We start from the raw sequence: 20,033 nt of genomic DNA on the forward strand, positions 1-20,033 counted from the left end.
GAAGGATCACACTCATGCTCGTTTACACGGTGCGGCGCGTCCTGGGCGCGATACCCATCCTGATCCTCGCGTCCGTGCTCACCTTCGTCCTGATCGACGTCTCCGGTGATCCCCTGACCGAGCTCAGGATGCAGCAGCCTCCCCCGGACCCCTCGGTCATCCAGCTCCAGGAGGAAAGGCTCTACCTCGACCGGTCCATGCCCGAGCGCTACTGGCTCTGGATCACGGGGATCGGCGGCAACGGGGACATCGGACTCCTCCAGGGCGAGTTCGGCCCCTCCACGCAGAGCAACAGCTACGACATCGGCGCCAACATCGCCGAGCGGCTGGGCACCACCCTGCGCCTGGTGGCCGCGTCCATGGTCTTCGCGCTGGGCCTGGCCGTCCTGGCCGGCGTCGTCAGCGCCATGCGCCAGTACTCCAAGCTCGACTACACGCTCACGTTCGTCGGCTTCCTGGCCCTGTCGATGCCCGTCTTCTGGTTCGCGGGCATCATGCAGCAGGCCGGTGTCAGCTTCAACGACCTGGTGGGCGACCAGGTCCTCGCCACGATCGGCGACGGCGTCTACCAGGCACAGGGCGAGGACCTGTGGGGCAGGATCACCAACGCCTTCGCCTACATGACCCTGCCCACGATCGTGCTGATGCTGACCAGCTTCGCCTCGTGGAGCCGGTACCAGCGGACCTCCATGCTCGAGGTGCTCAACAGCGACTACGTCCGTCTGGCCCGCGCCAAGGGCCTGCCCAACCGCGTCGTCATCCGGCGCCACGCGCTGCGCACGGCCCTCATCCCGCTGACCACGGTGGTCGCCGTCGGCATCGCCGGGATCATCGACGGCGCGGTCCTGACCGAACGCGTCTTCCAGTGGCGCGGCCTGGGCGAGTTCTTCATCACCGCGGTCGAGAAGAACGACTCGTACGCGCTGATGGCGTGGCTGCTGCTCAGCGGTGTCATGGTCATCGTGGCCAACCTCATCGCCGACCTCCTGTACGGCGTGCTCGACCCGAGGATTCGCTATGAGTGAGAAGAGGGCGCCCCAGGCGCCGCGGAGCGCCGACGCCGAGAGCGTCGGAGGCGCCGAACGCACCCAGTTCCAGATGATCCTGTCCCGGTTCCTGCGCCACCGGGCCGCCATGATCAGTCTGGTCGTCCTGGTGGCCGTCGTGCTGGCCGCCTTCGCGGGCCCGCTCTTCTGGCGGTGGGACCACACCGTCCACCTGGAGATCCCGCCGAGCGTGCCGCCGGGCGCGGACCACCCGCTGGGCACCACCACCGCCGGGCACGACGTCCTGGGCCAGCTCATGCGCGGCGCCCAGCAGACGCTCAAGGTGGCGTTCACGGTGTCGGTCATGGGCACCGTCATCGGCTCCCTGTGGGGCGCCACGGCCGGTTACTACGGCGGTCGGATCGACGCGCTCATGATGCGCGTCGCCGACGTGTTCATGATCGTGCCGCTGCTGGTGATGGTCGCCGCGATCGCGGGCAACGCCCGTGCCGGGACCACCTGGTACGCGGTGGCCCTCATCATCGGCTTCTTCTCGTGGGCGCAGATCGCCCGCGTGGTGCGCAGCGTGGTCCTGTCCCTGCGCGAGCAGGAGTTCGTGGAGGCGGCCAGGGCCGCGGGGGCCTCGCCCGGGTGGATCATCGTCCGCCACCTGCTGCCCAACGCGGCCGGACCGATCATCGTCGCGGCCACCCTGCTGATCGCGGTGGCGATCCTGCTGGAGGCGGGCATGTCCTTCCTCCAGTTCGGCATCCAGCCCCCTGACATCTCGCTCGGCCAGATGATCAGTGACGCGCGCACGGCCGTCTCCACCAGGCCCTGGCTGTTCTATCCGCCGGGCCTGCTGCTGCTGGTGATCTGCCTGACGATCAACTTCATCGGCGACGGGCTGCGCGACGCCCTCGACCCACGACAGACCATGGTGCGGCGATGACCACGACTGACCAGATGAGCAACGAGGGGACCGCCCCGTCGGGAACCGGCGACGTGGTCCTGGAGGTCAGCGACCTCAGCGTCACCTTCCCCTCCGACGACGGGCCGCTGCCCGCCGTGCGCGAGGTGTCCTACGTCCTGCGCCGGGGCGAGGCGCTGGGGATCGTGGGCGAGTCCGGATCGGGCAAGTCCGTGACCTCGATGGCGATCATGGGTCTGCTGCCCAAGAACGCCCGCGTCGAGGGCTCGGCCAAGGTGCTGGGCCAGGAGGTCATCGGCCTCAAGGACGCGCAGATCAGCAAGGTCCGCGGCAACAAGATCGCGATGATCTTCCAGGACCCGCTGACCTCGCTGAACCCCGTCTACACCGTCGGCTACCAGATCGCCGAGGCCGTCCTGGCCCACCGCAAGGTGGGCAAGAAGGCGGCGATGGCACGGGCGCTGGAGCTGCTGGAGCTGGTGGGCATCCCCAGCCCCGAGCAGCGGATCAAGCAGTACCCGCACGAGCTGTCGGGCGGCATGCGCCAGCGCGTGGTGATCGCCATCGCGATGGCCAACGAGCCGGACGTCATCATCGCCGACGAGCCGACCACGGCCCTGGACGTGACCGTCCAGGCCCAGGTCCTGGAGGCGCTGGAGGCGGCCCGCAAGGAGACCGGCGCCGCCCTGGTGCTGATCACCCACGACCTCGGCGTGGTGGCCGGGCACGTCGACAGGGTCGGCGTGATGTACGGCGGCCGCCTCGTGGAGACGGGCCCCGTGGAGGAGGTCTTCTACCGCCCGCGGATGCCCTACGCCCTCGGCCTGCTGGGGTCGCTGCCCCGCCTGGACGAGGACCGCCACGAGCGGCTCACCCCCATCGTGGGCACCCCGCCCTCCCTGCTCTCCCTGCCCACCGGGTGCGCGTTCTCGCCGCGCTGCCCGATGGCCCGGGACCTGTGCCGCGAACAGGAGCCCCGCCTGCTGGCGGTCGGCGGGGACGGGGAGCGGGTGCGCGTGCCGGTGACGGACACCTCCGCGCACACGGCGGCCTGCCACTTCAGCGAGGAGCTGGAGGGCGCCGTGCCCACCGACCTGTTCCGGGGGACGGCGGTGGAGGCCGACACCGTCACGGAGGTGCGGGAGGCCGAGGAGCAGGCCAGGGAGGCGCGCGCCGAGATCGGCGCGGAGATCGCCGCCCCCGTGGACGGGGAACGCCGCGAGGCCATCCTGACCGTCACGGACCTGGTCAAGAACTTCCCCATCCGCTCCAAGGGCCTCCTGCGGCGCAGGATCGGCGAGGTGCAGGCGGTCTCCGGGGTCTCCCTGGAGCTGCGCGAGCACGAGACCCTCGCCCTGGTCGGCGAGTCCGGGTGCGGCAAGTCCACCACCGCCCGCCTCATGCTCCAGCTGATCAAGCAGACCTCGGGCGAGGTCAGCTACATGGGGCAGCCGCTGCACACGCTGTCCCCGCGGCAGATGCGGCCGCTGCGCCGCGACCTCCAGCTGGTCTTCCAGGACCCGTTCGCCTCCCTGGACCCGCGCATGACGGTCTCGGACATCGTCGCCGAGCCGCTGCGGATCCACGGCCAGGGCAACGGCACCGCCAAGAAGCGGGTCAGGGAGCTGCTGGACCTGGTGGGGCTCAACGCCGAGCACGGCTCGCGCTACCCGCACGAGTTCTCGGGCGGCCAGCGCCAGCGCATCGGCATCGCCCGCGCGCTGGCGCTCAACCCCAAGGTGCTCATCCTGGACGAGCCGGTCTCGGCGCTGGACGTGTCCATCCAGGCGGGCGTGATCAACCTGCTGGAGGACCTCCAGGACGACCTGGGCCTGTCGTACCTGTTCGTCTCGCACGACCTGTCGGTGGTCAAGCACATCGCCGACCGGGTGGCCGTGATGTACCTCGGCAAGATCGTGGAGACGGGGACGACGGAGGAGCTGTTCGGGGCGCCCTCGCACCCGTACACGCAGGCGCTGATCTCGGCGATCCCCCTGCCGGACCCGGTCAAGGAGCGGACCCGGGAGCGGATCGTCGTCACCGGCGACGTGCCCAGCCCGGCCGACCCGCCGTCGGGCTGCCGGTTCCGGACCCGGTGCCCGAAGTTCGCGAACGAGCTGTCGGAGGGCGAGCGCGCCAAGTGCGTGGAGGAGCCCCCGGAACTGTTGGACCGGGGGGCGGGTCACCTGGACGCCTGCCACTACTCCCGGGCCGTGGACCTGTTCTGACCGGGGCGCCGCCCGGGTGATCCGGGCGCGGCGGCCGTGACGGGCCGGTGCCGGGGGGAGTGCCCCCGGCACCGGCCCGTCCGCTGTGCGAGCCACCCGCCGGGGCCGGGGCGGGGCGGAGGAAGCCCCCGGGGGCTGCCGTTCACAGGGGGAGGGGACGCGGAGGGCGTGCTCCCGCGCGCCGTGTGCGAAGGAATTTCTCCGGTACCGGATTCGGGTGCACATCCGTCACCTGCGTCTAGGCGTTCCCACGCGCCACTCACGTGTTCGACCCGCGCCCGGGGTGCTGGTGCCGGGGATCCGCAGCGGGTTAGGGTGCGGTGCCCCTTGGTGTCCGTGACCGCTAGGAGACACACCGTTGAGAACCCCCACCACCCCCAGTGAACCCCCGGTCGGGAGGCGCCGTGCCCCGGCCCGGCGACGCGCTGCCTGGACCGCGGCCCTCGCGGCCGTCCCCGTGCTCGTCGCGGCGCCGCTGGGCGCGCTCCCCGCCCACGCCGACACGGCGACCGCCGAGGAGCGCCTGACCGACCTGCGCGCGGACATCGACGCCCTCCTGGCGGACCCGTCCCTGGAGGGAGGGGTGTCGGGAGTGACCGTCACCGACCCCGGCACCGGCGCGGTGCTGTACTCGCGCGACAGCGGGGAGCAGTTGGTGCCCGCGTCCAACATGAAGCTGTTCACCGCGGCGGCCGCCCTGGACGTCCTGGGCGCCGACCACACCTTCTCCACCGAGGTCGTGGCCGAGGGCCACAGGCACCGGCGCTCCGTGGAGGACCTGTACCTGGTGGGCGGCGGCGACCCCACACTGTCCGAGCAGGACCTGGACGCGCTGGCCGCCGACGTGGCCGCCTCCGGGATCAGGACCGTGCGGGGCGACGTCCTCGCCGACGACACCTGGTTCGACTCCGAGCGCCTCGTGGACGACTGGTGGCCCGAGGACGAGCCCTACGCCTACTCCGCGCAGATCTCGGCCCTCACCGTCGCACACGGGGATCGCTACGACACCGGCGTGACCGAGGTCGTGGTCACCCCCGGTGCGGCGGGCGCGCCCGCCGCCGTGGACCTGGGCGCCGCCGAGGGCTACGCCGAACTCGACAACCAGGCCGTGACCGGCCCTCCCGGCGGCACCAGCAGCGTGGTCGTCGACCGCCCCGTGGGGACCAACACCATCACGGTGACCGGCACGATCCCGGCGGACGCCGCACCCGTGACCGCACTGCGCACGGTGGACGAGCCCGCGGGCCTGGCCGGGCACCTCTTCGCGCAGGCCCTGGAGAGGCACGGCGTCACCGTCGAGGGCGGCGTGGAGTCCGGCGAGGCGCCCGAGCGCGGACGCCACGGCGCCCGGACGGTGGCCGACCACGAGTCTCCCGAGCTGACGGAGATCATGGTCCCCTTCATGAAGTTCAGCAACAACGGCCACGCCGAGATGCTCGTCAAGAGCATCGGCCAGGAGGTCGCGGGTGAGGGCAGCTGGGACGCCGGGCTCGCCGGCGTCGAGCGGTCGCTGTCCGGGCTGGGGGTGGACACCTCCGACCTCGTCCTCAACGACGGCTCGGGCCTGTCCCGGGGCAACCTGGTCACCTCCGACACGGTCGTGGACCTGCTCGTGAGCACGCGCGACGCGTCCTGGCACGGGATCTGGGCGGACTCGCTGCCGGTGGCGGGCGAGAGCGACCCGTTCACCGGAGGAACCCTGAGGTTCCGCATGGGCGGCACCGCCGCCGCCGGCGCCGTCTCCGCCAAGACCGGCACCATGACGGGCATCAGCGCGCTGTCCGGGTACGTGGCCGGCCAGGACGGCGGCGACGGGCTGGCGTTCAGCGTCGTCAACAACGGCTACAGCGGCCCGGCCCCCACACCGGTGCAGGACGCGATCGCCGTCCGGCTGGCCGAGTACCTGGGCCACCAGACGCCGGTGAGCATCCGGTCGCAGAGCGCGCAGACCCAGCCCAGCGGTGAGCTGGAGTGCTCCTGGGAGCTGACCTGCTGATCCGCTGACGGCCGGACCGGGCGGCGGATCCGCCGCCCGGTCCGCGCACCGCCCGCGCCTGAGGAGTAGGGACGCGCGGTCGGTGTGACCGCGTCCAAGGGCGTTCGCGCGTGAGGCGCGGGGAACCGGTCCGGAGGGCCACGGGGAGCCTCCCTGTGGCCCTCCGGGTTTTCCACAGGTGTGGACGCGCCACGCCGCTTCGGCTCCGGAGGTGGCATCTTTGGAGAGGACGGCGCCGCCCCCTCCCGCCACACGATCCGCGTCGCACCCCTGATCGCCTCCTCCGCACGCGCGGAGCCCCCCGAAAGAGAGCGTTCCGACCGTGTCCTACATCAGCGAGGGGATCGGCCAGATCCTGTCCCTGCTCGTGTTCGTCGGCCTGCTGGTCGGCCTGGGCGTGCTGGCCAGCCGGATGATGGGAGTCCCCTTCAGCGCACCGCGGCTGGTGCTCGCGGGCTCCCTCGGCATGGTGCTGGGCGGCGTCGCCACGGCGCTGCTGTACTACGGCTCCCTCCGGCGGCTGGCGGAGGTCGTGCCGGGGGAGTCGGCGCCGCCCGCGGGGTTCGGCCAGGTCGTGCTGCTGCTCTCGGCGGCCGCCGCCATGCTGGTCTTCGTCGCCCTGGAACTCGTCCTTCCCCGGGGCACCCGGCTGCGCCCGGTCCGCATGGTCCGCGCGGTCCTGGACTGGTCGGGGCGCATGCGCCGCTACCGGCAGATCACGTGGATCCTGGCCAGACACGGACTGTGGGGCTACGTCACCGGCCGCAGGGAGGGCGGTGAGGACGCCTCCGGCCAGCACCGCCTGGCCCGGTCCCTGGCCCGCTCCATGGAGGAGGCGGGGGTGGTCTTCGTCAAGCTCGGCCAGGTGCTGGCCACCCGGCGCGACCTGCTGCCCCCGGCGTTCGTGGTGGAGCTGGGGAGGCTGCACAGCGAGGCGGCCCCGGTGCCTGCGGACCGGATCCGCGCGACCGTGGAGAGCGAGCTGGGCCGTCCTCTGGACGAGGTGTTCGCGGACTTCTCCGAAGAGCCCCTCGCGGCCGCCTCCATCGCCCAGGCGCACACCGCACGGCTGCACGGCGGGGAGGAGGCGGTGGTCAAGGTGCAAAGACCCGGTATCGGCCCGGTCGTGCACCGCGACCTCGACATCATCCGCCGGCTGGCGCTGCGCTTCGAGGCCACCACCCGGTGGGGTCCGGCGATCGGTGTGGTCGACCTGGCCGACGGGTTCGCCGAGGCGCTCCGGGAGGAGCTGGACTTCGAGGTGGAGGCGGCCAACATCGCCGCGGTCTCCGAGGCCGCGCACGGGTCCCCGGTGCGCGTCCCCAGGGTGTACGAGCCCTACACCTCCAGACGCGTGCTGGTCATGGAGCGGCTGCGCGGAGCGCCCATCGGCACCGCGGACCTGTCCGAAGCCGACGGGCACGGGCTCGCCTCGACCCTGCTGGCCTGCCTGCTCGAACAGGTGATGCTCCACGGGATCTTCCACGCCGACCCCCATCCGGGCAACATCCTGCTGCTCGACGACGGCGGGGTGGGGCTGCTCGACTACGGCTCGGTGGGCCGCCTGGACGGGCGGACCCGCGAGTCGCTCCAGATGATGCTGCTGGCCCTGGACCGGTCGGACGCGGTGCTGCTCACCGACACGCTGCTGGACGTGGTCACCGATTCCTCGGAGGTGGACGAGGAGCGGCTGCGGCGCGCCCTGGGCCAGTTCATGGCGCGCTACCTTCACCGGGGGATGACCGCCAGCGTGCGGATGTTCACCGAGCTGCTGCTCATCGTCACCCGGTTCGGTCTGTCGCTGCCGGGCGAGCTGGCCGCGGTCTTCCGTGCGCTGGCCACCCTGGAGGGCACGCTGGTGCACCTGTCGCCGGGCTTCGACACGGTGACCGAGGCCCGGCGGTTCGCCGAGGCGCGCGCGTCGGAGCAGCTGAGCGGAGGCAGCCTGCACGACCTCGCGATGGGCGAGCTGGCGGCGATGCTGCCCACGCTGCGCCGCCTGCCGCGCAGGCTGGACCGGATCACCGACCAGCTGCACAAGGGCCGGTTCACCGTCCGGGTGCGGCCGTTCGCGCACCCGGAGGACCGTCACCTGGTCCAGACGATGGCGCACCGCGCCGTCCTCACCGTGCTGGCGGTGGCCACCGGACTGATGTCGGTGGGCCTGTTCAACGTCACCGACGGCCCCCAGGTGGACTGGGCGCAGATGTCCGCGCGGGCGCAGGCGCTCAACGCCGTCGCCTGGCTGCTGCTGGCGGTGGCCGGGCTGTTGATCCTGCGGCTGCTGGTGGGCGTCTCCCGAGACGGTGTCCGGGGGAGGGGATAGGAGGGGGAGCGGTACGCGGTGTCGGGACGGTCCTCCGGGCGAAGGCGTCCGGGGCCGCTACCAGGCGCGGCGGCCGACGAAGGCCAGGAACCGGGTCTGGGCGTCGGCGCCCTCGGGCGGGGTGAGCTCGGGTCCGCAGACACCGTTCCCGCGCAGGTGCTCCCCGAAGGGGGCGGTGGCCTCGTGCGCCCACCGGACGTCGTCGGGGTCCAGACGCTCGTCCTGGCCGGTGGCCCGGGCCAGGTCCCAGCGGTGCACCACGAGGTCGAAGCTGAGGAACCGGTCCACCGCCGCGGCGAAGGTGGTGCGGCCGAAGAACCCGTCGAACCCGGTGTTGGCGCGCTCGGGGTCGTCCAGATCGCCCTGGACCACCGCGCGGGCGGCATCCCAGGCGGAGCGGGGGTCCTCGTCCACGGAGGGGATGTCCCCCAGTTCGCGGCCGACCAGCCCGAGGAACATGCCCTGGGTGTCCACCACGTGGCGGACCACGTCGCGGGCGTCCCACCCCTCGCAGGGGGACGCCGACGACCAGCGGTCGGCGGGGACGGCCTCCACCGTCCCGGCGAAGTCCTCGGACAGGCGGGCGTAGCGCTCGGAGATGTCGCTCATGATCGGTGTTCCCCTCGGGTCTCTCGGTGCCCGCCATCCTCGCCCCCTCGACCGGGTTCCGTCTTGAACAAACGCGACGAATCGAACGTGTGTTCGAGTTCGGAGGGCTATCCTGGAACCGTGAGACCGTACTCCGTGGGGGTGGAGGAGGACGCGCGCGGCATCCTCCACCCGGCCGCCGGGCTGACCCGGTTCCGCCTGGACCGGCACGCGCCCTCGGCGCGGGTGGCCCGCTTCGTGGACCGCTACTGGCTGGCCTCGTGGAACCTGACCGGCCGTGAGCCCCACACCCAGCGGGTCCTGGCCCACCCCGTCGTGAACCTGGTGTTCACGGGCGGGACCGCGACGGTGCACGGCCCCACCACCGAGGTGACCGAACGCCGCCTGGAGGGCGAGGGATGGGCGCTCGGGGTGATGTTCCGGCCCGCGGGGTTCCGTCCGTTCCTCGGCAGGCCCCTGAACACGATCGTGGACGCCAGCCTCCCCGCGTCGGAGGTGTTCGGCGCCCTCGGTGCGGGCGGGGTCCTCGGTGCTTCCGGGGCTCCCGGTGCGGGTGGGGTGCTCGGTGTTGGCGGGATTCCCGCTGTGGGCGGGGTTCTCGGGGCCGACGGGGGCCCCGACCTCAACGGGAGCGGGGCCCTCGACGGGAGCGGGGCCCTCGGCGGCGCGGTGCCGCCCGATCCCCTCGCACTCATGGCCGGGGTCGACCGCGCCCTGGCCGCGCTGCTCCCCGCGGACCGCCACCCCGCGGAGGACGTCCGCGACGTCGTGGAGCGGGTGGCCGCCGACCCCTCGGTGGTCAACGTGTCCGGGCTCGCCCGGCGGGAGGGGATGGGCGTGCGGCTGCTCCAGCGCCGTTTCGCCGACCACGTCGGCCTCGGCCCCAAGACCGTCATCCGCAGGTACCGGCTCTACGAGGCCGCCGAGCGGGCCCGGAAGGGCGCGGTGCCCGACTGGGGGAGCCTGGCCGCCGAACTCGGCTTCAGCGACCAGTCCCACCTGACCAGGGAGTTCACCGCCGTTCTGGGGGCCCCTCCCGCGCGCTACGCGGCACGCGCGACACCAGGCGGCTGAGCGTGCGGTACACGTCCTCGGCCGTCAGGTCCGGGTCGGCGCACGCCCGGGCGAAGAGGCCGTCGACGGCGGCGCCCACGCCCGCGCGGTCCTCCGGGTGGGGGAGGTGGGGCGCCAGGAAGGCGTCCACGGCACGGTTCCAGCGCTCGGTCTGCGGGCGCAGGGCCGGGCGGCGCGCGGCGAGCAGGAACAGTTCGCACTCGGCCATCACGTGGGCCCGTTCGGGGCCCGAGCCCGCCGCGATCATCCCGGCGAGGGTGCGCAGGGCCGCGTCCGCGTCGTCGGGCACGATGGCCAGGGCGGCCACGTAGGCGTCGTTGACCCGGGTGAGGGTGTCCACGAGCAGGTCGTCGACGGTCGAGTGGTAGTAGGTGACGGTGCTGGGCGGCACCCCGGCCTCGGCGGCCACGCGCCGCTGGCTGACCGCCGCCACGCCGTCGCGTTCGATGACGCGCATGGTGGCGTCCAGGAGCTGCCGGCGGCGCCGCTCGCCCTTGCGTCTGCGCCCGTCGGCGATGTCCTCGCCGACGGGCGCCGTGCCGCGGCCGTTCAGTGCCGCCCGCCCAGTTCCAGGGCCATGACCCCCGCGATGATCAGCGCGATCCCGCCGACCTGGACCCAGGTGAGCGACTCGCCGAAGAGCAGGGTGCCGATCACCGCGACCAGCGCGATGCCCGCGGCCGCCCACACGCCGTAGGCCACGCCGAGGTTCATGCCCCGGGTGAGGGACTGGCTGAGCATGAGGAAGGCCCCGACGTACCCGACCACGACGACGACTGAGGGAAGCGGGCGGCTGAAGCCCTCGGAGAGCTTGAGTGAGGTGGTGGCGATCACCTCGGCGATGATCGCTCCGGCCAGCCAGAGCCACGGCACGGCGTTCCTCCCGACAGGGAACCGGGCGTTTGGCCAGGTTCCTCCGGAGAAGAAACCTGAGCGTTCGGACAAGATCCTAGGACGAGGGCCGACCCGGTGTCCAAGGCCGGTTATGGATGGCCGTAACCTCATACCCGTAGGGAATCGAGGTGTACCCCCGGGGTGTATCGTCTTCGGTTCCGGCTTCCCCCACGCTCCACGCCCCAGATAACCGCTCTATACCGATGCATGAGACTTCAGAACCTTTTCGGTGGGTGCGCGTCTTACTTGCGTGGATGGCGTTTCAGGCATGACATGGAGGTAACCAGACGTGACGGGCAAGACACCTCCGGCGGTGGCGCGTCGTTTCGGTATCGGACTGGCGGCGCTGGCGCTGGCCGCCACGGCCTGCACGTCAGGTGAGGCCGAGACCCAGAGCGGTGGCACCGAGGCGGCCGGGGCCGACCCCGCGGAACTGGTGATCACCCCCGAGAACGGTGCCGAGGAGGTCGCGCCCAACTCCCCCGTCCGGGTCACCGCCGAGAGCGGCGTCATCACGGACGTCCAGGTGGAGCAGGTCGTCACCACCGAGGCGGCGGTGGAGGGCGGGAGCGAGTCGGAGGACCCCGACCTCTACGCGATGACCGGCACCCTCAACGGAGACGCGACCGAGTGGGTCAGCGACTGGAACCTGCGTCCCGGCGCGGAGATCGTCGTCACCGCGACCGCCGAGAACGACGCCGGCGAGGAGACCGAGGTCGTCCAGGAGTTCACCACCCTGGAGGCGGTCGCCGGGCAGCGCCTGGAACTGGCGTCCAACTACCCCGTCTCCGGTGACACCGTCGGCGTGGGCATGCCGATCGTCATCAACTTCGACCTGCCGGTGACCAACAAGGCGCAGGTCGAGAACTCCATGGAGGTCGTCTCCGAGCAGGAGATCCAGGGCGCCTGGAACTGGACCAACGACTCGACCGCGGTCTTCCGCCCCGAGGAGTACTGGGAGCCCTACCAGGCCGTCAGCGTCGACCTCCACCTCGCGGGCGTGGAGGCCTCCGAGGGCGTCTACGGGGTGAGCAACCACCGCATCGACTTCGAGATCGGCCGTGAGCTGATCGCGACCATGCACGTGCCCGACCACGAGATGGTGATCACCGTCGACGGCGAGCACGAGCGCACCATCGAGGTGAGCAACGGCAAGGCCAACCGCCGCTTCGACACCACGAGCAGCGGCACCCACGTGCTCATGGAGCGCTACGAGCAGATCACCATGGACTCCTCCACCGTGGGCATCCCCGAGGACTCCCCCGGCGCCTACAACGTGGACGTCCAGTACGCCGTCCGCACCTCCAACAGCGGCGAGTTCGTGCACGAGGCCTCCTACAACGGCAGCATCGGCAGCGCCAACACCTCCAACGGCTGCACCAACCTGCGCATGGACGACGCCCGGTGGTTTTTCGAGAACACCCTCATGGGCGACATCCTGGACACCACCGGTACCGACCGCGAGTTCGAGTGGGACAACGGCTGGGGCTTCTGGCAGAAGTCCTGGGACGAGTGGCTGGCCGAGAGCGCGACCGGCGAGCCGCAGGTGACCGACGGTTCGGGCACCCCCGGCTCCGTCCACGGCGAGCAGTAACCGCACGGAGAACGCCGGAGGGGCGCCGGAACCACACGGTTCCGGCGCCCCTTCTGGCGTTCTCCGACCCTTTTCGGGGCGCGGCCGTCCCGCCCGTCCCCGTGCGCCGCGCCCACCGGACGCGGGACCGGCCCGGACGCTCCCGTGGAGGTCAGTCCTGCCGGGACAGCCGGGCCACCACGGAGTCGATCACCAGCTCGGTGACGGCGGCCATGTCCACGGCCCCCGGGTCGAGGAGCCACTGCACCTGGAGCCCGTCCATCACGGCGATGACCGCCGACGCCGCGGCCTCCGCCGGGGTGTGCCCGTCCGGCCCCGGCGTGTTCGCGGCCTCCCGGTGCCCCGGTCCCAGCCGGTCCAGCACGGCGTCCCCGATCTCCCGGCGCAGCACCGTGTAGCGGTCCCGGAACCACTCCTGCGCCGGGTGCTCGTCGGTGGCGCTCTCCGCCGACAGCACCGCGTACAGCTGCGTGGTCCCCGGTCGCTCCGCGTTGCGCTCGGCGGTCGCCACCAGGTGGTCCAGCATCCTGCTGCCCTCCGGCGCGGGGTCGGTGTCGTCGCGCAGCTCCAGGACCGCGGTGAGCAGGTCGGTCTTGGAACCGAAGTGGTGCAGGACCCCCGCCGGGGTGATGCTGAGCGTCGCCGCGATGTCGGCCAGCGAGGTGTTGTGGAAGCCCTGCGAGGCGAACACGTCGGCTGCCGTGCGCAGGATCTGCTCGCGCCGGTTCACCCGCCTCCGCGGCGTCGGCGCCTCGGCGCCGGAGGGGGCGCGGGTGTCCGGCGCCGGGGTCGTCTCGCTCATCCTGGTCTCTCCACTTCCTGCACCCCGTCGGGTACTCCGGGCCCATGCGGGGGGTCGGGGCCCGTCGTCCACGGTATCCAGCTTTCCCCTCCCCTCTTGATTACTGAATGTTAAGTAAGTTGAGCCCCCGTTGAAAAGACGTACGACACGGGGTCGGGACCCATGGCCTCAGACCTCCACGCCCGCGTCGCAGCGGAGAACCGGGACGCCTGCGGAGGTCGGGTGGGACCGCCGCCCCGCGGGGCGGGGCGCCGACCGGGGAAACAGGAACCAGCGGACACCGAGAGGCGTACCGCGCCCACAACCGCGAGGCGGTGGGGATCCTCGGGTCCATCCCGAGGAGGACGTCGAAACGCGCTGGTACTCGTCGTGCGGCCCAGGGCGATCCCGCGCGGGCTGTACGAGTCAGCGCGTGTCGACGGCGCCGGACCCCAGGCCGCTCCGGGCCGCCCGGCACGTCCGGCCTCTGCTGGTCCGCCGCGCCGCCTCCGTCACGGACGCCGGACCGGGCGGACCTCGTACCCCACGGCGGGCGGCGGGGTCTCGACCGGCTCGCCCGGGCCGCAGGGCGCCGTGCCGAACGGCGTGGACAGCGGGGGGACCCGGTCGGACGCGGGCGTCGGGAACTCGGCGAACAGGCGCGCCATCGACCGCTCCGTGGCCGATCCGGGTTCGGGGCAGTACGTCATGACCCGCTGGTCGGTGTCGGGCACGTGGAGCAGTTGGCACTCGAACTCCAGGCGTCCCACCAGCGGGTGGTCCACCCTCTTGCGGAACCCGCGTCGCCTGCGCACCTCGCGCGACTCCCACATCCGGGCGAACCTCGGCGAGGTGCCCAGCAGGGTGGTGACCAGGCGGGTGATGTCCGGGTCGCCCGGGTAGCGGGCGTAGGCGGCGCGCAGGTCCGCCACCGAGTGCTGGGTGAAGCAGACGTTGTTCGGCTCGTCCCAGTGCGGGTCGTCCTCCGGTTGGGAGAACATCCACTCGATGATGTTGCGCCGCCCCTCGGGCAGCGCCGCCATGTCCCCGATGAAGTGGGTGGCCATCCGGTTCCACGCGAGCACCTCGTACTTGGCGTCCAGCACGTAGGCGGGGGTGGTGGTCAGGCCGTCCAGCAGGTACCGCACCGCGGTGGAGACCTCGCGGCTGGGACCGCGGGTGACGGGGGGCTCGGTCCCGGCCGTGTGGAAGAGGTAGGCGCGCTCGTCCGCGTTCAGCATCAGGGCGCGCGACAGCGCCGACAGCACCTGCCGTGAGGGATTGGGGCCGCGCGCCTGCTCCAGCCGTACGTAGTACTCCACCGACATCCCGGCGAGCTGGGCCACCTCCTGACGGCGCAGGCCCGGGGTGCGGCGGCGCCCGGTGTCGGGCAGGCCGACGTCGCCGGGGACGATCCTGCCGCGCCGGTCGCGCAGGAACGCCGCGAGTTCCCCACGGTCCACCATCGCACGCCTCCTCGTTGTGCTCTCCCCTCCCAGGGTGCCCCAGGAACGCCTTCCTGACAGTGGTACCGCAGATACCAGCCTCGACGGTTCCTTCCCCGCGTTCACGGGCTCCTCCACGGTGGGACCCATGACGAAGACACGCAGGATCGCCCTCGTGACGGGGGCGAACAAGGGAATCGGCTTCCAGACCGCGCGACTGCTGGGGCTGGAGGGAATGACGGTGCTGGCCGGGTCCCGGGACGCGCGACGCGGCGCCGAGGCGGAGGAGGCCCTGCGCGAGGAGGGCGTGGACGTCCGCGCGCTGATGCTGGACGTCACCGACGCCGGGAGCGTCCAAGCCGCCGCCGCGAGGGCGGAGGAGGAGTTCGGGCGGCTGGACGTGCTGGTCAACAACGCGGGCGTGGCCCTGGGCCGGGGTGGGATCGGGGAGGCCGATCCCACCGAGCTCCGGCGGACGCTGGAGGTGAACGTGGTGGGCACGGTGACGGTCACCGACGCGTTCCTGGGCCTGCTGCGCCGCTCGGAGGCCGCGCGGGTGGTCAACGTGTCCAGCGAGATCGGCTCGATCGGGACGATGACCGATCCGGACAGCCCGTTCTTCGCGATGGAGGGAAACGCGGGCTACCCCGCCTCCAAGGCGGCGGTGAACATGGTGACGGCGCTGTACGCCAAGGCCCTCGCACCCCTGGGAGCCAAGGTGAACGCGGCCAACCCCGGGTACTGCGGGACCGACCTCAACGGCAACACGGGCACACGTACGGCGGAGCAGGGCGCGCGGGTGAGCCTGCACCTGGCGACCCTGCCCGGGGACGGGCCCAGCGGGGTGCTCTGGGGCCACCTGGCATCAGCTGGGGACCCGGAGAGCTACGGGGTCCTGCCCTGGTAGCGGTGGCACCGGGGCCGGGCGGATCCGCTCCGCCCGGCCGGGCCTCACCAGGCCCGGACGCCGCCGACGGGAGCGGGCAGGCGCTCGCTCAGCCAGGTCCACGTGCCGTCGTTCTCGGTGAAGCGGCGCTGGACGCGCTCCACCTCCGTGATCGGGTTCGAGAACACCTCGGTCCACGCCCCGGCGGTGCGCTCCTCCAGGTAGAGGCTGCGTGCGTCGGTACGCATGCGCACCGCCTGGAGCGTGTGGTTGGAGCCGTCGCGCAACTGGATGCGGTAATAGGCCATGGGAAGTCCCTGGAGTGTGGTTCGTCCTGGATGGAAGAAGGACGGTGCGTTCCCGGACCGCGCGCGGCACCGGCGGGTGCGCGTGGGGGAACCGGTCTCCCGGAGCGTGCGGCGGGCGTACGTGGTCGTGCCGCGTGAGCGTCTGACGGGTGGCGGCGGGAACGCCGAGACCCGGAGTGCTCCGGGGAACGGGTGCGGGTGCCGGAAGCACCATGCTGTCCGCGGTCTGGACTCTACTCCTGCCGTGGGCACGCCGGAGCCGTAACCACAGGTACGGCGGATGAAATCCGGGTGATCCGACGGTGATCACCGCATGCGATTCGGAAAAATGGGCCTATAGCGACACATCAGGCGCGATACGTCTGGTCCGGTCCGCTTGCGGGCCCGGTGGCGGTCCGCGGGTCCTGGGGAGTGGGAGGCCCGGGCCGCGCCCCTCGGTGCCTGGGGAGGTCGTGACGTGCGGGGCTCCATTACCCTCGTAGGGCACCTTTGCTCCGTGTGCCCTTCCCTTCACACCACCCCGCCCCGAATGAGCGAGGTTCCCCTCCGTGTCCACAGGCTCCCTCACCGTGCTCCTGCCCACGACCGTCGCCGACCTGGCCCCGGACGACCCGGTCCGGATCGGGCGCTACCGGCTGCTCAAACGACTGGGCGCGGGCGGGATGGGGCTCGTGTACGCGGCGCGGGACGAGGGCGGCGGGCTCGTGGCCGTCAAGCTGATCCACCCCGAGTACGCGTCGGCCGCCGACTTCCGGGCCCGCTTCGCGCGCGAGGTGGACCTGCTGGGCCGCGTGGGCGGTGCCTGCGCAGTGCCGCTGCTCGACGCCGACACCGAGGCGGCACGGCCCTGGCTGGCGACACCGCTCGTGCGCGGCATGACCCTGAGCGACTACCTCCGCAGGCACGGTCCGCTGGGCGAGGAGCTGCTGCGCGGCCTGGCGGTGGGGGTGGCCGAGGCGCTGGCCCAGATCCACGAGGCGGGGATCGCGCACCGCGACCTCAAGCCCTCCAACGTCGTTCTCTCACCGGAGGGCCCGCGCGTCCTGGACTTCGGCGTGGCGCGGGCGATCGACCAGACGGCCATCACCCGTACCGGGATGCTCAGCGGTTCGCCCGGGTGGATCAGCCCGGAGCACTACCGCGGCGAGCCGGTCTCCACCTCCGACGACGTGTTCGCCTGGGGTGCGCTGGTGGCGTACGCGGCCACGGGACGCCCGCCCTTCGGTACGGGGAACGCGGCCGCGGTGGCCCACCGGGTGCTCGACTCACCGCCCGACACCGACGGCTTCTCCGGTCCCCTGGCCGACCTGGCGCTGCGCGCGCTGGGCAAGCACGCGGCGGACCGCCCCACCGCGTTGGAGCTGGTGCACGGTGTGGTCCAGACGGACTCCCCTGACCGGGCCATCGCGCCGATCCGCGACGCGGGGACCGCGGCCGCGGCCGCCGCCGGGGTGCTGGACCGCGACTGGCACGGTGTGCGGACGGGGGCCGAGCGCGAGTACGAGATCCCCGCGACCGGTGGGGGCCGGGGCGGGAGGCGGGCCCTGGCCCTCACCGGGGCCGCCCTCGGCGCCCTGGTACTGCTGGCGGGACTCGTCGCGGGCGGGGCGGCCCTGGGCGGTAACTGGGAGAACCTGCCCATGGCCGCGTGGTTCTCGGGCGAGGAGGAGCAGCCGGAGACGGTCGCGCAGGAGCCCTCGGAGGAGGAGCGCGTCCCAGGACCGGTCTCCCGCGAGGAGCCCACCGAGGAGCCCTCGGAGGAGCCGTCCGGGGAACCCGGCCAGAAACCGTCGGAGGAGCCCGAGGAGCCCGAGGAGACGGAGGAGCCCGAGCCGGAGGAGGAGCCCGAGCCGGAGGCCCCCGCGCCGCCGCCGGCGGTGCCGCTGACCGTGTTCAACGCCGAGGGCCCCTGCCAGGCCTCGCGCGCGCCGGAGTGCGCTCTGAGACTGGTCCACGACCCCCACGCCCCCTACTCCGACCCCGGGAACCGGGCGGGCCAGGTGTGGCACGGCGACGTCGTCCAGACGTCGTGCCTGGTCCCGAACGGCGTCACCGTCACGGACGAGAGCGGGACGAGCACCAGCACCATGTACCGGGTGACCGCCGGCGCCACCACCGGCTGGCTTCCGGGGGCGCGCACGCGCGACAACCCCCAGGTCCCGGTCTGCTAGTGCCGTTCCCCCTCCACCGTGATCTTGTACCCATAGCGCGCCTCGACGGTCCAACCTCGCTATAAGTACAAGATCACCGCAGGTCAGGGCCCTTGCGTCACACCAGTGACACCCCTGGCCGAAACCCGTCCCGCCTGGTCCGGGCGCTGGTCCGGCGGGGGCCGGACCCGGCGTCACGGGGCCGCCGCGAGGCGGGCCCGGGTCTCCATCAGGGCGAACCCCAGCAGGTTGAGGCCGCGCCAGCGCTCGGGGACCCGCGCGTCGTCGTTCTTCGCGCCCAGTCCGATGCCCCACACCCGGTCCCGGGGGCTGGCCTCCACCAGCACCCGTCGACCGGTGCCGAGCAGGAACTCGCGCAGCTCCGGGTTCTGGCCGAACTTGGCGACGCCGCCCTCGACCACGATCCCGAAGCGGGCCGCCTCCCACGCGCGCTCGTCGAAGCCGCGCACCTGGCGGCCGATCACCTTGGCGTCCCGGGGGTGGCCCGCCGCGAGGATCCGCTCCTCCGCCTCGGCGTCATCGAACAGGCGCGCCTTGGCGGCCATCATGTAGTGCTCCGCGGTGCGGTAGCCGACCCCCTCCACCGTGAAGTCGGCGGGCCACCACTGCGACAAGCAGCTCGCCGACACGCCTCCGGAGGCGGGCGGCTGGTGGCCCCAGAAGCACAGGTACTTGGCCCCGCCCTCCGAGGCCAGCAGCTCCTCGACAGTGCGCGCGTCGGCGGGATCACGTGTGTCCGTCATGGGGGAAGTGTCCCAGGCGGTACCGACACGCGCGGCGCCGTGCGTGTGCGCGAAGGCCGTTACCGGGGCCCCGGGCGGGTGCGGGCGTAACCGGGGCGGCGTATGTGACTCCGTAGTAGCGTTGCGGGGAACCCCCGGAAGCCGTAGTTCAGAGGGCCCCCGCCCGTCGCGGCGCCGACGGTGGGAGGGAAGCGTTCTCCCAGCGCGCCGACACCGCGAGGACCGCGCCCGGGCGGGTGGCGCCAGGGCCGGTCGGCCGTCTGGCGGGTCCGCCCGGTGCCGTCCGCAGCGTCGGCGCCCCGTGGCGGAGGCGCGGGGTCGGCACGCGCGTCGGCCGCCGCGCCGCTGCGGTCCTCCGGTGGCTGGGGGATGGGATATTTGACCAAATCACAGTTGAACTCTCAAGTTACTCCTGGGGGCACGGGCCCGATGGCCGAGACGCGGTGGCTCGACGAGGGCGAGCAGCAGACGTGGCGGGCCTTCCTGGCCGCCACCCACCTGCTGGAGGGGGCGCTGGACCGGCAGCTCAGGCAGGACTCCGGCATGTCCCACGCCTATTACCAGATCCTCGTGAAGCTGTCCGAGGCGCCCGAGCGCGTGATGACGATGACCGACCTGGCCAGGCGGCTGCGCTCCTCGCCCAGCCGCCTCTCCCACGCGGTCGCCCGCCTGGAGGAGGACGACCTGGTCCGCAGGTCCAAGCGCCCGGGCGACCGGCGCACCACCCTGGCCGAACTCACCCCGGGGGGTATGGCCGTGCTGCGCCGGGCGGCACCGGGTCACGTGCACGAGGTCCGGCGCGTGCTCTTCGACGCGCTCACCGACGACCAGGTCAAGCAGCTGCGGGGGATCGCCGAGTCCATGCTCGACGTGCTCGACCCCGCGGGTGAGGAGCCGAGGTACGCGGGGCCGACCGGTACGGTGCGCCAGGACTGAGCCGCGTTCTGTTGTCCGCTCTCACCAGGGCGGACGCCGAGGGGGAGAAATATCCCTCATTGGCACTCTATGTGTCCGGGCGGATGCGTACTATCATCTGCTTTCCCAGGAAAAGGTTGTAGTCT

Annotated in this window: 17 protein-coding genes; 10 read left to right on the forward strand and 7 right to left on the reverse strand. The window is 72.4% G+C overall.

All coding sequences use genetic code 11. The annotated features are described in order from the left end of the window. The first annotated feature begins 14 nt into the window (after positions 1-14). The 5 genes from HGB44_RS00140 (at position 15) to HGB44_RS00160 (ending at position 8,467) form a co-directional block, all read left to right on the forward strand. Complete coding sequence (locus HGB44_RS00140) at positions 15-1,025, forward strand: ABC transporter permease (protein ID WP_061081036.1); 1,011 nt, start codon at positions 15-17, stop codon at positions 1,023-1,025. Next, entirely contained in the window at positions 1,018-1,938 is a 921-nt protein-coding gene (locus HGB44_RS00145; protein ID WP_061081037.1) for an ABC transporter permease, read from the forward strand. The genes HGB44_RS00140 and HGB44_RS00145 overlap by 8 nt, the downstream gene beginning before the upstream one ends. Continuing rightward, complete coding sequence (locus HGB44_RS00150) at positions 1,935-4,145, forward strand: ABC transporter ATP-binding protein (RefSeq protein ID WP_061081038.1); 2,211 nt, start codon at positions 1,935-1,937, stop codon at positions 4,143-4,145. The genes HGB44_RS00145 and HGB44_RS00150 overlap by 4 nt, the downstream gene beginning before the upstream one ends. Before the next feature lie 358 nt (positions 4,146-4,503). Next, complete coding sequence (gene dacB / locus HGB44_RS00155; protein WP_449289533.1) at positions 4,504-6,141, forward strand: D-alanyl-D-alanine carboxypeptidase/D-alanyl-D-alanine endopeptidase; 1,638 nt, start codon at positions 4,504-4,506, stop codon at positions 6,139-6,141. A 322-nt stretch (positions 6,142-6,463) separates the two neighbouring features. After that, the gene (locus tag HGB44_RS00160) at positions 6,464-8,467 is read left to right on the forward strand and encodes an ABC1 kinase family protein (protein WP_061081040.1); all 2,004 of its coding nucleotides are present in this window, start codon (positions 6,464-6,466) and stop codon (positions 8,465-8,467) included. Between the two features lie 57 nt (positions 8,468-8,524). Here HGB44_RS00160 and HGB44_RS00165 read toward each other — a convergent pair whose 3' ends face one another. Continuing rightward, positions 8,525-9,076, reverse strand: coding sequence for a TIGR03086 family metal-binding protein (locus HGB44_RS00165; RefSeq protein ID WP_061081041.1), 552 nt, complete (start codon positions 9,074-9,076; stop codon positions 8,525-8,527). A 120-nt stretch (positions 9,077-9,196) separates the two neighbouring features. On the opposite strand from HGB44_RS00165, the gene HGB44_RS00170 reads away from it, so the two are divergent. Further along, positions 9,197-10,150, forward strand: a complete 954-nt coding sequence (locus HGB44_RS00170) for a helix-turn-helix transcriptional regulator (protein WP_231972470.1) — start codon at positions 9,197-9,199, stop codon at positions 10,148-10,150. Here HGB44_RS00170 and HGB44_RS00175 read toward each other — a convergent pair. Beyond that, positions 10,089-10,667, reverse strand: coding sequence for a TetR/AcrR family transcriptional regulator (locus tag HGB44_RS00175; protein WP_269458466.1), 579 nt, complete (start codon positions 10,665-10,667; stop codon positions 10,089-10,091). The two genes, HGB44_RS00170 and HGB44_RS00175, sit on opposite strands and share 62 nt — an antisense overlap. Positions 10,668-10,699: 32 nt before the next feature. Continuing rightward, the gene (locus HGB44_RS00180; protein ID WP_061081043.1) at positions 10,700-11,023 is read right to left on the reverse strand and encodes a DMT family transporter; all 324 of its coding nucleotides are present in this window, start codon (positions 11,021-11,023) and stop codon (positions 10,700-10,702) included. A 310-nt stretch (positions 11,024-11,333) separates the two neighbouring features. Here HGB44_RS00180 and HGB44_RS00185 point away from each other — a divergent pair, with 310 nt between their 5' ends. Continuing rightward, positions 11,334-12,638: a L,D-transpeptidase gene (locus HGB44_RS00185; protein WP_061081044.1), complete on the forward strand. Its 1,305-nt coding sequence runs from the start codon at positions 11,334-11,336 to the stop codon at positions 12,636-12,638. 151 nt (positions 12,639-12,789) lie between these two features. Here HGB44_RS00185 and HGB44_RS00190 read toward each other — a convergent pair whose 3' ends face one another. Both HGB44_RS00190 and HGB44_RS00195 read right to left on the reverse strand, forming a co-directional pair. Continuing rightward, positions 12,790-13,440, reverse strand: a complete 651-nt coding sequence (locus HGB44_RS00190; RefSeq protein WP_061081045.1) for a TetR/AcrR family transcriptional regulator — start codon at positions 13,438-13,440, stop codon at positions 12,790-12,792. A 491-nt stretch (positions 13,441-13,931) separates the two neighbouring features. After that, positions 13,932-14,885 carry a helix-turn-helix transcriptional regulator gene (locus HGB44_RS00195; protein WP_082768400.1) on the reverse strand — a complete coding sequence of 318 codons (954 nt, stop codon included), beginning with the start codon at positions 14,883-14,885 and terminating at the stop codon, positions 13,932-13,934. 127 nt (positions 14,886-15,012) lie between these two features. On the opposite strand from HGB44_RS00195, the gene HGB44_RS00200 reads away from it, so the two are divergent. Next, the gene (locus HGB44_RS00200; RefSeq protein WP_061081046.1) at positions 15,013-15,771 is read left to right on the forward strand and encodes an SDR family NAD(P)-dependent oxidoreductase; all 759 of its coding nucleotides are present in this window, start codon (positions 15,013-15,015) and stop codon (positions 15,769-15,771) included. 44 nt (positions 15,772-15,815) lie between these two features. On the opposite strand, the gene HGB44_RS00205 is transcribed toward HGB44_RS00200, so the two are convergent. Further along, a complete protein-coding gene (locus tag HGB44_RS00205; protein ID WP_013155518.1) occupies positions 15,816-16,058 on the reverse strand; it encodes a hypothetical protein in 243 nt (80 codons plus the stop codon). Positions 16,059-16,606: 548 nt separating this feature from the next. On the opposite strand from HGB44_RS00205, the gene HGB44_RS00210 reads away from it, so the two are divergent. Next, positions 16,607-18,229, forward strand: a complete 1,623-nt coding sequence (locus HGB44_RS00210; protein WP_061081047.1) for a serine/threonine-protein kinase — start codon at positions 16,607-16,609, stop codon at positions 18,227-18,229. Between the two features lie 173 nt (positions 18,230-18,402). Here HGB44_RS00210 and HGB44_RS00215 read toward each other — a convergent pair whose 3' ends face one another. Continuing rightward, complete coding sequence (locus HGB44_RS00215; protein WP_061081048.1) at positions 18,403-18,972, reverse strand: NADAR family protein; 570 nt, start codon at positions 18,970-18,972, stop codon at positions 18,403-18,405. 429 nt (positions 18,973-19,401) lie between these two features. Here HGB44_RS00215 and HGB44_RS00220 point away from each other — a divergent pair, with 429 nt between their 5' ends. Then, positions 19,402-19,908, forward strand: coding sequence for a MarR family winged helix-turn-helix transcriptional regulator (locus HGB44_RS00220; RefSeq protein WP_061081049.1), 507 nt, complete (start codon positions 19,402-19,404; stop codon positions 19,906-19,908). Positions 19,909-20,033 lie beyond the last annotated feature (125 nt).

This window comes from Nocardiopsis alborubida, assembly GCF_012396365.1.
GTDB classification, from domain to species: domain Bacteria; phylum Actinomycetota; class Actinomycetes; order Streptosporangiales; family Streptosporangiaceae; genus Nocardiopsis; species Nocardiopsis alborubida.